Annotated in this window: 9 protein-coding genes and 1 pseudogene; 3 read left to right on the top strand and 7 right to left on the bottom strand. The window is 58.8% G+C overall.

Annotation, left to right across the window (positions count from 1 at the left end; translation table 11 throughout):
* Positions 1-1,085: 1,085 nt before the first annotated feature.
* From EN749_RS15700 to EN749_RS15720, 5 genes are all read right to left on the bottom strand, one after another.
* Positions 1,086-2,396: an HlyD family type I secretion periplasmic adaptor subunit gene (locus EN749_RS15700; protein WP_127811239.1), complete on the bottom strand. Its 1,311-nt coding sequence runs from the start codon at positions 2,394-2,396 to the stop codon at positions 1,086-1,088.
* On the bottom strand, positions 2,396-4,141 hold the full coding sequence (locus EN749_RS15705; RefSeq protein WP_128363473.1) for a type I secretion system permease/ATPase: 1,746 nt from the start codon (positions 4,139-4,141) through the stop codon (positions 2,396-2,398). Before EN749_RS15705 ends, EN749_RS15700 begins: the two co-directional genes overlap by 1 nt.
* 101 nt (positions 4,142-4,242) lie before the next feature.
* Positions 4,243-5,634, bottom strand: a complete 1,392-nt coding sequence (locus tag EN749_RS15710) for a family 16 glycosylhydrolase (RefSeq protein WP_128287415.1) — start codon at positions 5,632-5,634, stop codon at positions 4,243-4,245.
* Positions 5,635-5,970: 336 nt separating this feature from the next.
* Complete coding sequence (locus EN749_RS15715; protein ID WP_127396655.1) at positions 5,971-6,234, bottom strand: hypothetical protein; 264 nt, start codon at positions 6,232-6,234, stop codon at positions 5,971-5,973.
* A complete protein-coding gene (locus EN749_RS15720; RefSeq protein ID WP_127396654.1) occupies positions 6,218-6,481 on the bottom strand; it encodes a hypothetical protein in 264 nt (87 codons plus the stop codon). Before EN749_RS15720 ends, EN749_RS15715 begins: the two co-directional genes overlap by 17 nt.
* A 569-nt stretch (positions 6,482-7,050) precedes the next feature.
* On the opposite strand from EN749_RS15720, the gene EN749_RS15730 reads away from it, so the two are divergent.
* On the top strand, positions 7,051-8,133 hold the full coding sequence (locus EN749_RS15730) for a RelA/SpoT domain-containing protein (RefSeq protein WP_128363474.1): 1,083 nt from the start codon (positions 7,051-7,053) through the stop codon (positions 8,131-8,133).
* Here EN749_RS15730 and EN749_RS15735 read toward each other — a convergent pair.
* Positions 8,130-8,347: pseudogene (locus tag EN749_RS15735) on the bottom strand (IS1595 family transposase); the annotation flags it as partial. The gene EN749_RS15730 and the pseudogene EN749_RS15735 sit on opposite strands and share 4 nt — an antisense overlap.
* A gap of 157 nt (positions 8,348-8,504) precedes the next feature.
* Positions 8,505-11,411 carry a trifunctional glycosyltransferase/class I SAM-dependent methyltransferase/polysaccharide deacetylase gene (locus EN749_RS15740; RefSeq protein ID WP_128363475.1) on the bottom strand — a complete coding sequence of 969 codons (2,907 nt, stop codon included), beginning with the start codon at positions 11,409-11,411 and terminating at the stop codon, positions 8,505-8,507.
* Positions 11,412-12,311: 900 nt separating this feature from the next.
* Here EN749_RS15740 and EN749_RS15745 point away from each other — a divergent pair.
* Positions 12,312-12,986: a hypothetical protein gene (locus tag EN749_RS15745; protein WP_031212622.1), complete on the top strand. Its 675-nt coding sequence runs from the start codon at positions 12,312-12,314 to the stop codon at positions 12,984-12,986.
* Between the two features lie 169 nt (positions 12,987-13,155).
* On the top strand, positions 13,156-15,209 hold a 2,054-nt coding region (locus EN749_RS15750), incomplete at its 3' end, for an OmpA family protein (protein ID WP_245491409.1).

Here is a 15,209-nt window from a genome sequence, read left to right on the forward strand (position 1 = left end):
CCCCCGCCCGCCCGGCCGGCGCCTGTGGCGGGTTTGTTGGGACGTTAGGCGCCGGCCGGGCGGGCGGGGGTGGGCCGCCGCAAGCACAAGCTAATATATGACCGGCTCTAATGCCTATGGTGTGATCGCGGAATCGCCTGACGGGCAGTCTAGGCCATCGGGACTAATTGCTGCGCTTTCGTTCTGCCATTAGCTTGTAGGTCTGGTCATTAAGCCCACCTTTGTGCCCAGATTGGTCGGCATGCTCACCGTCACCGGTGCTTGGTAGTTGATCGTGCCGACCTCCCTTTTGCTACGTGGAATCGATGCCCCTGTGGCAACCGAAGAAATTGGCGAACGCGCCGCATTGAAGCTAGTCCGAGCGCTGGCGAAGGCGGTTAGACCGTGGAGCGTTTGACGCGAAAATAGTTGTGCCGGATAATAACGGGCGATTGTACGTTTCCGACAATCCACAATCCAGAACTATTAGACACAGTCAAAGTATCGCAGTATAGCGGCCGATTCCGCGAGGCTTTTAGCGGCTTTAAAGCCCGCTATCGCCCCTTGATGGTGGGCTATTTCTTAGCAGACCAAAGTCTTATTCTTGAAATCCAATGGTCTGATACATGCATTTCACTCCCTTTGCGTTCATTGGATGTTCTATTAGTTTAGAAAATACTTATATAACATTGGGCGACAGACGAAATAGGCCCGCCACTGAGGACACAACTACAGCGGCGGGCCTTGCTTTTGAGGCTTGGCCGGGGTTGGAAGCCAAGCTGCAAACCCAACTTCGATTTCAGAAACAGGTTCCAGCCTTATGAAAAGATTTAACGCTTGCCGGCTTTTGCAGGTAGGCCCGCCGCTGAGGTCACAGCGACGGGCCCTGCACCAGAGCTTGGACTTGAGGGAGGGAGTGTTCTCACACCATGCAAATTCCGAACTTCGCTTGCGGATGCATGTTCCTCACGTCGGTTCGAAAAGGGATTGTCGTGGTCATCGATTTCGGTTGTGACACCCGAGCCCGCCGGCAGCATCATGCAGGCGGCAGGCCCAATGAAGAGCTCGCGACGGGGAGCGGCCGGTCGTTGCAGCCCGGGCGCGTTTCACTCCTCCCGGAATGCTCGCTGGATCTGATCGGCCAGGGGCTTGACGAGATAGGACAGCATCGTGCGGCTGCTGGTCGAGAAGAACACCTCGACCGGCATGCCGGGCGCCAGGGTCAGTCTTTTGAGTCTGGCAAGTTCCGTGCGCGGCAAAACGATATGCACGGTGTAATAACCGGCGCCGGTGCGCTCGTCGGTGCTGAGATCGGCGGAGATCTTGCTGACGGTTCCGTTGAGTTCAGGCGTTGTGCGCTGATTGAAGGCCGAAAGCCGCAGCGTCGCCTCCTGCCCCTGTTTCAGCTGATCGATGTCCTGTGGCGCGACACGGGCTTCGACGGTCAGTTGGTCCGCGACCGGCACGATGAGCATGACCGGTTCGCCCGCAGTGATGACACCCCCAATCGTATGTACGGCAAGCTGAAGGACGACGCCGGCCTGCGGGCTGCGAATGTCGATGCGCTTGAGCTGGTCTTCGGCCGATACCTTGCGTTCGACGAGTTCCGAGAGTTTTGCCTGGACCTCACGCAGTTCGGTGGCGACTTCGCTGCGCAGATCCTGATCGATCTGGATGATTTGCAGGCGGATTTCCGACGTGTGGCCTTTCGACTGCGCTATCGCGGCGGTCAGCTGCCCATGTTCAGCCTCCAGCCGCACGGCCTCGCGCTCGAGAGCGGTGATGCGATCGATCGAGACCAGCTTGCGCTGCCATAGTGTGCGCATGCCCGCGAGCTCGGTTCCGATCAGCTTGATTTCCTGGCTCTTGGCGTCCTTTTGCTCGGTCAGGCCGGAGACTTCTTCGGCGAGCTGGGAGATACGTTCCGCCAACTGCGCCTTCTGGCCAGCGCGTGCCTGCCGGCGGAACTCGAAGAGCGACTGCTCTCCGGCCATTGTGCCGCTGACATCCGGATCGTCCCGCCGAGACATCAGCGACGGCGGAAAACCGATGGCGTCCGCACCGTCGCGCTCGGCCTTGAGACGTGCCAGGCGGGCATCGAGTTCATCCGCGCTCTTGGTGACAATGGCCAGATTGGCGCGGGTGACGGTTTCATCGAGATGAATCAAAACCTGTCCCGCTTGCACGGCATCGCCTTCGCGCACGAAGATCTGGCCGACCACGCCGCCGGTTGGATGCTGCACCTTTTTGACGCTGGAATCGACAACCAGCTTTCCCGAGGCAATGACTGCGCCGGAGAGGTCGGTCACCGCTGCAAGGCTGCCCGCTCCACCGACCAGAAGGATGGAGGTCGCAACGCCGCCGAGCAGATAACGTCGAATGGTCCGATCGATCACCGATGTCGCCCTCTCCGCCATCAGAGCGCCGCCTCTTCAGGACTTGAGACAACTTTTAACGGAACACTGATGGGGCGGGTCACCTTGGTCATGATCTCATTCTTCGGGCCAAAGGCCTGGATACTGCCGTTCGTCATGACAAGGATCTGGTCAAGGCTTTGCAATGCACTCGGGCGATGCGCCACCACGATGGCCATGCCGCCTCTGTCGCGCACGCCCTGGATCGCCGCCGTCAAGGCGGCTTCGCCGTCGGCATCGAGATTGGAATTCGGCTCGTCGAGTATGACAAGAAACGGATCGCCATAGAGGGCACGCGCCAAGGCGACCCTCTGTCGCTGGCCCGCCGAAAGCGCCGACCCGGCCTCGCCGATACGCGTTTCATAACCTTCAGGCAGGTGAACCACCAGATCATGAACACCGGCGGCGCGCGCGGCGGCCAGTATCTTGTCCGAGGGGGGCTGGGGTTCGAAGCGAGCTATGTTCTCGGCAATGGTGCCATCGAACAACTCGACATCCTGCGGCAGATAACCGACATGCTTGCCGAGTTCTTCCGACGACCACTGGTCGAGCGTCGCACCGTCGAGCCTGACGGTACCGCGCACTGGCAGCCAGACACCGGCGATCGCTCTGACGAGCGAGGATTTTCCCGAAGCGCTCGGACCGATGATGCCGAGGCCGGCGCCCTTCTGCAGCACGAAGCCCGCATCCTGGACGACAAGGCGACGCTCGCCCGGCGGCGCCACACTGATGCCCTCTACCGAGAGGCGAAACGACGGTGGCGGAAGCGAGACACTTGTTGCTGCCTCGGGCAGCAGCCCCAGAAGCTGAGTCAGGCGCGCCCAGGCCTGTCGGGCGCTGACGAAGCTCTTCCAATGCGCGATCGCGAGTTCGATCGGTGCCAGCGCTCGGCTCATCATGATCGAGCTGGCGATCATGATGCCGCCCGTCGCCTCCTGATGGATGACGAGCCAGGCGCCGATCGCCAGGATGCCGGATTGAAGCATCATGCGCACGACTTTCGATGTCGTTCCGAGCGTCCCCGCCAAATCGCTCGCCTTGGCATTGGTGCTGAGATAGTCGGCGTTGATGCCTGACCAGCGCTCGGCGATGCGTGGGCCAAAACCCATTGCCTGAAGCACCTCGACATTGCGGCGCGTCGCCTCCGCCAGCGTGTTGCGCGCAGCGGCCTGCGTGTTGGCACGTTTCGCGGGCTGCCTGGTGCGCACCTCCGCAAGCAAGGTCAGGCCAAACAGGATGACGGCGCCGAGCAGCGCGGTCATGCCGATCCAGAAATGGAACAGGAAACAGATTGCGAGGTAAAGCGGCATCCAAGGCAGGTCGAACAGCGCGGTCGGCCCAGCGCTCGACAGGAACGACCGGACCTGATCGAGGTCCCGCAATGATTGCAAGCCATCGCCGGTGAGCTTCGTGCGCAACGGCAGACGCATCAGTGCGATGTAGACCTGCCCGCTGAGCCGCGCATCGAGCGCCATGCCGATACGCACCAGCAGCCGCGATCGGATCAGTTCGAGGACGCCCTGAAAGACGAACAGCGTGCCCGCAAACACGCAAAGGCCGACCAACGTCGGCACGCTGCGGCCGGGAATGACGCGATCGTAGACCTGCAGCATGAAGAACGAGCCGGTCAGCGCCAGGACGTTGACGACCCCGCTCATCAAGGCGATGCCGGCGAATGCCCGGCGAAAGGAAGCGAATATCGCCGTGAGCGTCGTTCGCGGCGGCTCAGATGGATGGATGTGAGACATCTTCCTTCACCTCGGGTCCAGCGCGGGCGCAAGCGGCAATGAACGCGTCCAAGACCGGTTGGCGAAGGGTGTCGGTTTCACTCCATCTTTCAGCATGGCACCTAGATGAACCAATCATTCAGCGCGTAGGCATGGACATAGTCGACGTGCATTTCAGAAGGGGTGGCAAGCCCGTCGGCGGGCGCTCCCGCCATGCCGCCGACAGCCTGGTCGACCAGCATATACATTGGCTTGTGCATGTCGGCAGGCGTTGGTGCGCGGGCAACTTCGACATCGTCGAAATACCAGACCAGCTCGCTTGGGGTCCAAAGCACCCCATATTTGTGGAACCCTTCGGTATCCGCTGCATATACGGTCGAGGTCACTTTCGTATGCGACCCCGTCGCATTCGAGTGGCTGGTCAGGGTGAGCTTGTTGGGATCCTGGCCGACCATCTCCACGGCGTCCAGTTCCGGCGGCCAGGAGCCATCCGCCGGAAGAAGCCAGAAGGCCGGCCATGCACCCTGCTTTTCGGGCATGTCGGCTCGAATTTCGAAATAACCGTAGGTCTGTGCGAAGGAATGGTAGGTCGTCAACAGACCTGACGTGTAATCATAGTTGTTTATGTAGGGCTTGATCGCGTCGGGAGCCCGGGCGGCCGTAATGGTGAGAACACCGTCCTGGACGCTGAACGGGTTGACCGAACTCGTGGGGGCGTAGCTGGTGTCGATATACCACTGAAGCTCGCTGTTGGTGGTGAGCGAGCTGCCGTTCGGAGCACCCCACCAGAAGTTCGTGTCCCAGGTCCCGCTAGAACCGCTGTGCAGGTTCAAAGTATTGAACTCGTCCGAGAAGGTGAGCGTCAGATGCGACTTGTCCAGGGCGAGATCGAACTGGTTGGCGCTGAACTGGTCGATGGTCTTGTTGGCGAAGACGAGAAACTCGGTTGGCGACAGGGTGAGTCGGACGTTCGATCCCGACTGCACCATGTTGGCGTGCACCTGGTCGAAGGAGGTGAAGCCGTAGCCTCCGACGCGCACAATATCGTCGGCGCCGAAGTCGAGAATGAGGTCGCTGCCATTGCCCGGTTTGACGACAAAAATGTCAGCGCCGGAGCCACCCTTGAGAACATCGTCGCCTTTCAAGCCGTCGAGCGTCTGCTGGCCGGAACCACCGACGATGATATTGTTCAGAGCATTTCCGAAGGCATATTGTTTATCGCCCGTGACCGTCAGATTCTCAAAATTCGCCGGCAGCCTGTAGCTCATCCAGGTCGAGATCGTATCGATGCCCTCGTTGGGCAGCTCCACCGCTTTGTTTTTCGCGGAGTACAGGTAGTAAATATCGTCGCCCTTGCCGCCATACATCGTGACGCTGACGCTGCCGTCGCCATACAGCGAATCATTATAGATGCTGCCGTAGAGGGCCGGGCCCGAATTCGTTGCCGAGTACCACTTTGCGGAGGACCCACTATAGGGGAGCGGAACACCCTTGGCGTTGGTTACGGTGGCCATTTTACTCACAGCTCCGTTGGTTTGTTCCAAGCCCTAACACGATGGAGGGCAAAAGGAGCCGATACGTTTTGTCTTCCAACGTGGGAGGGTTACCAAAGAGTAAATGCGGAGGGTCCGGGCGCGTCCGTCAGGCCGTCAGTGGGGAACTTGAGACTGTTTTCGACGGCGCACTCAAACCACAATGAAGGCGTCCGAAAGGGGCGGCGAACTTGCGCCAGCAACGCCGGCGTTAGCGGGCCGCCGGCGATGGAGGCCGCTCCGGGTTGACGGTTGCACACCGTCTCGCAGGGCGCAGGCGGCCCTAGCTGCCGAAACACTGGCGTCATCCCTCGCAGTTTAGAGCCCAAGGGTCTGGCCTGTTTCCATCTGAAGGAAATCTGCCGACGAATTCCGGAACACCGCGTCTTGGAACGCGTCGACGGCAGAGCCGTGGGTGACATCGACCAGCACGGCCGCTGCGGCTTCAACCTTGTCGGCCGCTTCGTCAACCTTGTTGAAACGCATCAGCATTCGATCGTGGAGCATCGACAACCGCGTGGCGTGATAAAGCACGCTGCGCTTGTGGTAATCCGAGTCCAGCGGCTCAAACAGTATTGTCATGACGGCAACTCCTCGCCATTTCATGTCCATTCGGGGTGATTTGGAGGCCGCCCACGTATAGATATTGGTCTGGCGCTCCCGGGGCCTCCGTCACGCGCTGTTGAGCTGCCCGGATCCTGCAGCACAGGGCGATATTCACCACGCCATTTTTCCTGTCCGTTCCTTCCTCTGCGCGCTTCAACGATTTCTCGGCGCGTTTGACGCGCAACCTTGAACTGCCAAGTTCGAAATCAAGAATTTCAGCCATCGTTCCGCTTCCTATGCGGTTGCGGTCCCTCGGCTGATAATTACGGCTGTTCTGTTTGGTTCCGGCCAATCGCGACTCGGCTCCAGATTTTACAGGAGCCAGGCCGATCTGGCCCTGCCGATTTAAATCTCTCCGGCAATGGGCTTGAGCGCATCTTCTGTCGCAGGCTCCAGCGGGACGTCGGCGACGTTCCGGAGCATCAAAGCGGCGCGCCGAAGGACGATCTGAAATCCGCCCCGTTCGAGGTCTTGCCGGAGATTGCCAGTGACATAGTTCGCCTGCGCCAAATGGCCGACCTTGTGGTCGTGTGCGGTGGCGATGGTTCGGTGTCGGCGGCGGCGATGGCTGTAGTGGAAAGCCGCCTGAGCGTGGCGGCATGTAAGTCCGCGTCATGTCCAGGGGCGCGATCTAGGCAGATACGGCCGAGACGGTATCTCGCTCGCGGAGATACGATGTCGCGCGCTATGGTACTTCGCTTACCCAAACGGATATGACTCTTGGGATCTGATTCCCCTGCGATAGTCCCGCCAGTCCAGAATGAGGCGGGCCACCATGACTTCTTGGCTCCAATGACTGAGTACCCGCGCCTTGCCTACAGCATGAAAGCCGTTCGCAAGGCAGGCGACCGGCTGGCAAAACCTATTCAGTTCGGACGAGACATCACTGTCGGCCAGTATGTGGACGCACTCGAAATCTTTTCAATCGCCAATAGCTGGCGCGACTCGCACTTTCTGCCGATGCGCAGCGTTCGGTTCTCTGTCCGACATCACATAAGAGCCCTGCGACTGGAGGGCGACATGGCATCCCGGCCAAAGCGCATGGCATCCATTCGTCGGAAGCTTCGAGAGTCCACCACCAATTTGGACACCATGAACGACATCTGCGGTTGCCGGGCGATCATGGCCGATATCAAAGGTGTTCGCTCGCTTCTCGCATCGATGCGAGACAAGTTCCCCCATGAGATCCACTCTAGGGAGTTTAACTATATCGATGAGCCGAAGCCGGACGGGTATCGAAGTCACCATATTGTTTTCAAATACCGATCCCGAGATGCCGACACCGAGGCTTTCGATGGACGACGCATCGAGTTGCAAGTTCGTACCAAGCTTCAGCACTCATGGGCAACTGCGGTTGAGGCTGTCGGGCTATTCCGGGGCCAGGATTTGAAGCACGGAGAGGGCGACCAAGATTGGCTTCGCCTTTTCCAGCTTATGTCGGCGGAATTCGCGCACGTTGAGCAGTGCCCCGTTCATGTAAGTATTCCGGATCACAATGACCGGGTTCGAGAATTGCGGGATCTCAACAAGCGTATAGATGCGATCGGCATACTAGAAAAAATCAATAATACTACCCGCTGCCAAGAGAATTTTATACAGAAAGCGGAAGAAACTAGATACTTTTTGCTTCAATATGGGAAAGATCATAAACTGACTATCGATAATTTCGAGTCAATTATATCAGGCGCACGGAAATTGAAAGAGATCGAGCAAAAAATCGAGCTAAGGGGCAGTGAGGTGAAGGCTGTCTTGGTCGAGGTGGATAAGAAAGAAAAGCTTGCTGAAATGTATCCGAACTACTTCGGAGACGTTTACTTATTTTCTCGTAATCTGAAATCCATCTGCTCGGGAAAAGCGGCTACCGAATACAGTTAGCCTGCACTGGGCCGGCTTAAGCGGCGTCGCTTCCGTATGAAGTAACCCGAGCGTTTGCCGACGATACCATCAAGGCTGCGACCGGCCCACGCATCGTCGTTCATGCCAGGGGCTGCGCGTGAATTATGGCGGAAGCCATATTCGGAGAGGTAGCGGTGCAGATGCTTTCTGCGCAGGGCTGATAGGTGCCACGCATGCCACGCTTGAATATGCTGATGCGCCGGGTATTTTGGCAGTGTTTACTCAGCCGCCGGGGCAGGTCATTCCGATCTTGGGGTGACATCGAGCGATCGCGGCAGTCTGGCGAGTGCGGAGCGTTTCGTCGATCTTGCGCACGTGAGCGGAACCGATGACCGTGACAAATTCACCGTTTAATCGAGCATGGCCTCGACGGTGGCGACAAAGTCGTCGAGCGAGCGATCCCCGCGAATCTCGATGCGTGGGAGGTCGATGGGATCGCAATTAAGGTCCGCCGGCCCGTGTCTGCTGCCGAAGCCGATCCGATAGCCGGACTCCTTGGCCAGTCTGCCGAGCCGTCGGTCGGTGACAGAGAAGGGTGCCGCGAACGCCGAGGTTGGCCGACCGGTCCAATGTTCGATGAACATACGAGAGCGCAGCAGTTCGGCGGCCAAGTCAGAACTCGACAGACCATCGATCGCGCGATGCGTCGCGAGATGGCTTCCGAAGAACGCACCTTCGGCGGCGAGCCGCCGCACCGTCCCGGCATCCATAAGCTGCGTCGGCGGACCGTTTTCGGAATCCCACTGCGCGCTTTCACCCACCAGGTCAGTCACCAGGAACACTTCCGCTGTCAGGTCGTTCGCGCGCAAGGTTGGCCAGGCATGGTCGGCAAAATTCTGGAAGCCGTCATCGAAGGTGATGAGCACTGGGCGGCCAGCGAAAGGCTGACGGTTGGCGATGGACCGTTCCAGTTGCTCGGACGTGGTCGCGTGAAAGCCATTGGCGCGCAGCCATGCCATCTGGCTGGCGAATGCGGCGGGCGTTAGCCGAAAACGGGCGAGGGCGGCCGGACCTTCTTCGGCGACGCTGTGGTACATGAGGACAGGGATACGTGGCCGCCGCTCGCTGCGCGCGACGTCGCGGCGCAAGGCCCGCGCCCCGCCCCAGACGATATTTCGGGCGACCCCGAGTCCGATAGGCGCGCGGATCGGCGCATGATCAATCCTCGGTTCCGTCACCACATCGTCCGGTGACAGGCGGCGGAATCGGTCTATGCGATAGAGCTCGGTCTGGATCGACTGCTCGAGGACGAGACCTTCGGTCGCTGCAAGCGCCTCTGAGATCGCTTGTGCCCCGAATGTGTTCCAGTCGAAGCCCGTCCTTTCAACATTGTCACGCAGCACGAATGCGTGGGCGCTGATGAAACTGCCGCCAGGCGCCAACGCCTCTGCGAATTTTTTGGCAATGCGCCGCAACTCGGCGAGATCATCCAGATAGTAGAGCACTTCCGAACAGAAGATCAGATCCATCTCACCCGGCAGCGTGTCGGCGGAGAAATCCAGTACGCCGAATTCAATATTCGGCTGATCGCTGCATCGCGCGCGGGCCCGTCCGACGGCTATGGCGGAGATGTCGGTTGCGGTCAGATGGCCCACTCGCGGCGCCAGCTGCCGCGTGAAGTGGCCTTCCGCGCAGGCGAGCTCAAGCGCCCGTCCGATGGGACCCGCAGGCAGAATCTCGAGCTGCCGCTCATATTTTTCCTGCTCATAGGACGAACCGTAGTTCCAGGGATCCTCGGTCGCGAAATAGCCATTCCAGAACGACGTGCGATCCTTGTCGTGCCTGTGCCGTGCGCGGCGCGGCGCCGCGGGAGGCTCCGCTGGTTCGGCGCTCGACCGGACCAATTCCCGCGCTTGCGCAGCCAATCGCGCGAGTTTGCCGAAGTGGCTGTCCGGATCAGGCCCGCGTTCGGCTGTGCCTGACAATGCCCCGGCTGGAAGCGTGTTCGGAGTGTTGGCGCCAGCCTCTTTTTGCGGTGCGAAATTCCGGATCAGTTCAATCCAATGATCCCTTGTCACTGTCCCGAGCACGCCGAATTGTACGACGGCCTCGATGTGGCCATCCATCATCAGGTAGGCATAGATTTGGTCGATTCCTTCCGGCAGTTCGGTCGAGGTCGGATTTCGAGCGTCGACGCGGATTCCAAGTGTTCGCGCCAGCCTGCGCGGCGCGCCAAGATCGTCGGCGTCGAGAAGCATTTGCTCAAGCTGATACTGGATGCGGCGAGCCGCCGCGGGATTGGCCCAGACCTTGCCGAGTTCGGTAATCAATTCGGTGATGGCGCCGCCGAACCTTCCCCACCTGGCAGCCAGTTGCGCCGGCACAGACAGGCTTCCCACCGCAAGGCCGTTGACGGCTACCTTGGCGATCTCACTCGCCCACTTGCGTCCGGCCGGAAGCGCGCGCAGGGACTGCGGGTTGATCGAGCCCGAGCCGCCGCCGCAATCCGACGCGGCGCTCCAAAATGCGAACCACGCGAGTGCTTCGGAAGCGGTGCGGCCATCCGCCGAGTTCGCTCCGTTGGCGTGGATAGTCACCGGGTGTTTGACTCTGGAGTCGGCAGAGAAGCCACGGGCGATCACGATTTCCGCGTCGGCCAGCATCTGAGATGAATTGCGGGTGAGCGAGTTGGAGCTAGCCCGGTAAAAGGCGAGCGGCTCGTCGACCATTACCCAATTTCTGCCGAGACGGGCGAGGCGCTGCCACAGATCCCAGTCCTCGCATGTGCGCAGCGACACATCGAAACCGCCTAACTCGACGATTGTCTCCCGGTCGACCAGCAGCGCGTGAGTGGCGATGGCACACCGGCGGGCAAATGTTTCAAAGGGCTGGACCGCAACCTCTGACGAGACGCTCAACGGAATAAGTTCGCCATCGGGCGTCACGCACTGAGAGCCGCAATAGGCGGCCACTGAATCGGGCGCGGCCTCCAGTGCGGCTAGCATTTTCGCGAGGAAGCTGGCGTCTACCCAATCGTGTGCATCCAGAAACATGAGCCAGTGGCCGCGCGCCGCCGAAATCCCGCTATTGCGCGCGCCGGCGGGGCCATGCGCGCAAGAACTCAACGTCCGAAATCGGGCATCTTGCTCCACATAACCGGCAATGATCGCGGGGGTGCGGTCCGCGGAGGCGTCGTCGACGATGATCGCCTCCCAATCCACGATTTCCTGATCGAGGAGGCAATCGAGTGCGCGCGCCAGCGTTACCTCTGCGTTGTGCGCAGGAACCACGATTGAAACCAATGGATTATGCGCCATGCCGTCTTACCCACGCCTGGTTCGAAGGTACAAGAGTCCCAAGACATAGCCGGCGATTTCCCGCCAAAGGAAACGGTCATCGAGGATGCTGCGTCCAAACAGTCTCCCGTGAACTCTTCCGAGCCGTCGCGCCTCCATTTGGCTGCAGGGCGAGCTTGCTCCTGTCCTGCTAGCGACGTTAGAAGCCTGGCGCAGCATTTCATCCGTGCCGCCGAGATCGGGCGCCGGCTGTCGCAGATGCACGTCAAAACCAAGCATGCCGCATACTCATGTCGATCCCTGAAATCGGCACCATGACCACAAGCTGCGGTCCCTGGCACTTGGCTATGGCAAACTGGCGTCCTTTGCAATCGACGACGCAACATTGCAAGCCCACTGAAGTTTTGGTTGAATGACTGCCAGCTATTGGGGCCTATTGCTCTCTCTTATCGACCGAAACACCGCGATTCCGGGCTGCATTCTCGATCGGCGATTCCTCGTGTGAAAAGAAGATTCTCCTTCTACTGTTGAGCTCGCGCCGGAAGCTGATGGTGGCAGTATATAGCGGAGCGAGAGGCAATATGCTGCCCGCTGGAACAGCTATTTTAGCAATTTCTAATAAAAACATGTTACTTAAATCTGTCTAAATAGATATACATAATGCCATTGTATCACTCGGCTTCATAGTAGATTTCGCCCGATAACCAATTAGGTTAAATGGCTATGGTTGCTATCACAGGGAGGGCGAGAGCAACACCTAGCGGTGCTGGTGCTTTTTCTGCCAGTCCAAGAGGTGTAAAAAAAGCACCAAATGGCTTGCGCCAAGAAGATTCCGGCTTGCAGGTCGCGGATTTTGCTGGCATCTTCATCTGTTTATGGGTCTCTGCACTGTGGCAGGTGTTCAAATAGAGGGGTATAAGGATGGCCAAGGAATCTTCGAGTACTTCGAGCGCCGTTTCCTCCGCAAACAAGGCGGACGCAAATTTGATTGGTAATGCAGACGGAAGCGGGCTGAACTTCATGGCGGCCCAGGTTCGCGAAAACGGGGGCGCCGGCGACGCCGTAGGTGTCGACAAGATACGCGATCTGCTGTTCGGCAACCAGATGCAGGACTATGACCGCCGTTTTTCCAAGCTTGAAGAACGGGTGTTGCAACGCTTCAAGGATGTCGAATCCGAAGCCAAGCGCAATCTTGAGATGTACGAGTCAAATGCAAAGAAACAGATCGATTCGCTCGCGGCGCAATTGCGGAACGAAAAAGACTCACGAGCCGATGCCGACAAGGAGATTGACCGGAATCTTCGCGAGCAAAACCAGGCACTTGAAAAGCAGGTGCGTGCGTTGTCGGATCAATTGAGCGCGCTTGAGCGGGACGTTTCGGACCGGATAAATCGAAACGATCATTTGCTGCGTGAGGAAATCAAGCAGAAGAATGAAGGCGTTCAGATGCTGATTGAGAAAATGTTTGCCGATCTCAGCAACGTTAAGACCGACCGAAATCTTTTGGCTGGCCTGTTTGTAGAGGTTGCGAAATGTCTGAATCAGGATCCCGTCGGCAGCAAGGGCAACTCGGATCGTAGCTGGAAAGTGAGTTGATGGGACCTTGACGTCAACCGTCGACCCAGTCAGTCTTCCACAAAGAACAGCCTCGAACGATACAGAAATTGATCGCGAGGCTCTGGCTCGTCTTTTGGTCGAAATTGCCCGGAACGTTGATCCGGACTATCGTGCGCGTTTCGACGGAGTCCCAACCGCCGATCCTCGCATGGAAACGCTGCGCCAGTTGCTGGTCAGCCGCGAAATTTCGGAGCTTTCACGAGTTACGCATCTGCTGGACGAACCCGAGCAGCTTGCGGCAGCAGTGGGCGACATTCTTCCCAGTGCGGCCGCGCGAGCGCCTCATGCGCAGCTCGGCGAGGCGCTTGCGCCTGCTGTCGAAAGGGCTGTGCAACGGTCAATCCAGAAGAGCCCGCGCACACTGACGGATATATTATACCCGGTGTTTCTGCCGGCAATTCGCAAGTCGATCGGGGAAAAGATCGACCAGACCTTTCAGTCGCTGAACGAAACTCTAAGACATATATTTACCTGGCATGGGCTCAAGTGGAGATTTGAATCTTGGAGGACAGGAGCAAGCTTTTCGGAAGTTGTTCTTAAGCACTCTCTTGTTTATCGTATAGAGCATGCCTTTCTCATTCACCGCAATTCCGGTCTTTTGATAACGCATGTAACCGCCGATAATGCAACGAGCGAAGATCCTCAACTCATCTCTTCGATGCTTAGTGCAATTCAGGATTTTGTGAAGGACTCATTTAACGAGAAAGAGCAGAGCGGCCTGGACACAATTCGTTTTGGCGACCTTCGTCTCTGGTCAGAAGTTGGACCGTTTGCGACCCTGGTTTCGGTGATCCGGGGAAATCCGCCAGAGGGATTGCATGAAATACTTCGCGATGTATTGCTTCGCATCCATGAGGAATCCTCACAGGCTTTAGAGCAGTTTGACGGCGACGGTTCGCAGTTGGCCAGCGTAGAGGCGCAGTTGCAGACCTGCGTCGAGCTCAAGCAGGAGGAATCAAACGAGGGATTTCCGTGGCTGGTGGCGGCCGTTGCCCTGCTGCTTTTGAGTCTGGCAGGCGGTTGGTACTTTCTTTCCTGGCAATCAGCGCAGCGCTGGCAAGCTTATGTATCGCGCTGGCAGGCTTACGTGTCGCGACTGGAGGCCCAGCCGGGCATCATCGTTGCCGAACAACAGGCGCGCGACGGCCAATTCTATATTGCCGGCCTGAGAGACCCGCTTGCCGCCGACCCGCAGACCCTGTTGTCTGGAACTGAGGTCGATCCCGCCCAGGTTCATTCGCAGTGGCAATTCTATCAGAGCCTTGAACCGGAGTTCGTGCTGAAGCGGCTGAAGGCGTCGCTGGCTCCGCCGGATTCAGTACGACTATCGATCGACAATGAGCGCATCGTTGCCGAGGGTGAGGCCCCCGACACCTGGATAGATCGGGCGCGTGCAGCGGCCCGACAGCTTTCGGCAGGCGGACCGGAATTCGACATCTCAAAGGTTCGTGACGTAAGCCCCGAAGTACTCGAGGCGAAGCGCTGGCAGGCCTACGTGTCGCGACTGGAGGCCCAGCCGGGCATCATCGTTGCACAACAAAAAATACGCGACGGCCAATTCTATATTGCCGGCCTGAGAGACCCGCTTGCCGACGACCCTCAGTCGCTGTTGTCTGGAACGCAGGTCGATCCCGCCCGGGTTCATTCACAATGGCAATTCTATCAGAGCCTTGAGCCGGAGTTCGTGTTGAAACGGCTGACGGCGTCGCTGTATCTGCCAGATACAGTACGACTTTCGATCGTCAATAATCGCATTGTTGCCGAGGGCGAGGCTCCCGACACCTGGATAGATCGGGCGCGCGCAGCGGCTCGGCAGCTTTCGGCAGGCGGACCGGAATTCGACATTTCCAAGGTTCGTGATGTCAGTCCCGAAGCACGCGCGGCGGAGCACTGGCAGTATTATGTGTCGCGACTTGAGGCCCAACCGGGAATTGTCGTCGCCCAACAATCGACCAGGGGTGGACATTTCTATATTTCCGGCCTGCGAGACCCGCTTGCCGCCGACCCGCAAGCTCTGCTGTCCGGAACGGAGGTCGATCCTGCCCGCGTTCATTCACAGTGGCAATTCTACCAGAGCCTTGATCCGAAGTTTGTGGTGAAGCGGCTGACGGCGTCGCTGACGCCGCCGAAATCGGTCCGACTTTCGATCATCCAGGGTCGCATCGTTGTCGTGGGCGAGGCTCCTGCCGCCTGGATCAACCG

It is taken from the genome of Mesorhizobium sp. M7A.F.Ca.ET.027.02.1.1 (genome assembly GCF_004022985.1).
Lineage (GTDB): Bacteria > Pseudomonadota > Alphaproteobacteria > Rhizobiales > Rhizobiaceae > Mesorhizobium.

What these genes read in the sequence shown, in the direction of transcription:
- EN749_RS15730 (WP_128363474.1), top strand. Translation starts at nt 7,051, where the DNA reads ATGACTGAGTACCCGCGCCTTGCCTACAGCATGAAAGCCGTTCGCAAG.
- EN749_RS15710 (WP_128287415.1), bottom strand. Translation starts at nt 5,634, where the DNA reads ATGGCCACCGTAACCAACGCCAAGGGTGTTCCGCTCCCCTATAGTGGG.
- EN749_RS15745 (WP_031212622.1), top strand. Translation starts at nt 12,312, where the DNA reads ATGGCCAAGGAATCTTCGAGTACTTCGAGCGCCGTTTCCTCCGCAAAC.
- EN749_RS15715 (WP_127396655.1), bottom strand. Translation starts at nt 6,234, where the DNA reads ATGACAATACTGTTTGAGCCGCTGGACTCGGATTACCACAAGCGCAGC.
- EN749_RS15705 (WP_128363473.1), bottom strand. Translation starts at nt 4,141, where the DNA reads ATGTCTCACATCCATCCATCTGAGCCGCCGCGAACGACGCTCACGGCG.
- EN749_RS15720 (WP_127396654.1), bottom strand. Translation starts at nt 6,481, where the DNA reads ATGGCTGAAATTCTTGATTTCGAACTTGGCAGTTCAAGGTTGCGCGTC.
- EN749_RS15740 (WP_128363475.1), bottom strand. Translation starts at nt 11,411, where the DNA reads ATGGCGCATAATCCATTGGTTTCAATCGTGGTTCCTGCGCACAACGCA.
- EN749_RS15700 (WP_127811239.1), bottom strand. Translation starts at nt 2,396, where the DNA reads ATGGCGGAGAGGGCGACATCGGTGATCGATCGGACCATTCGACGTTAT.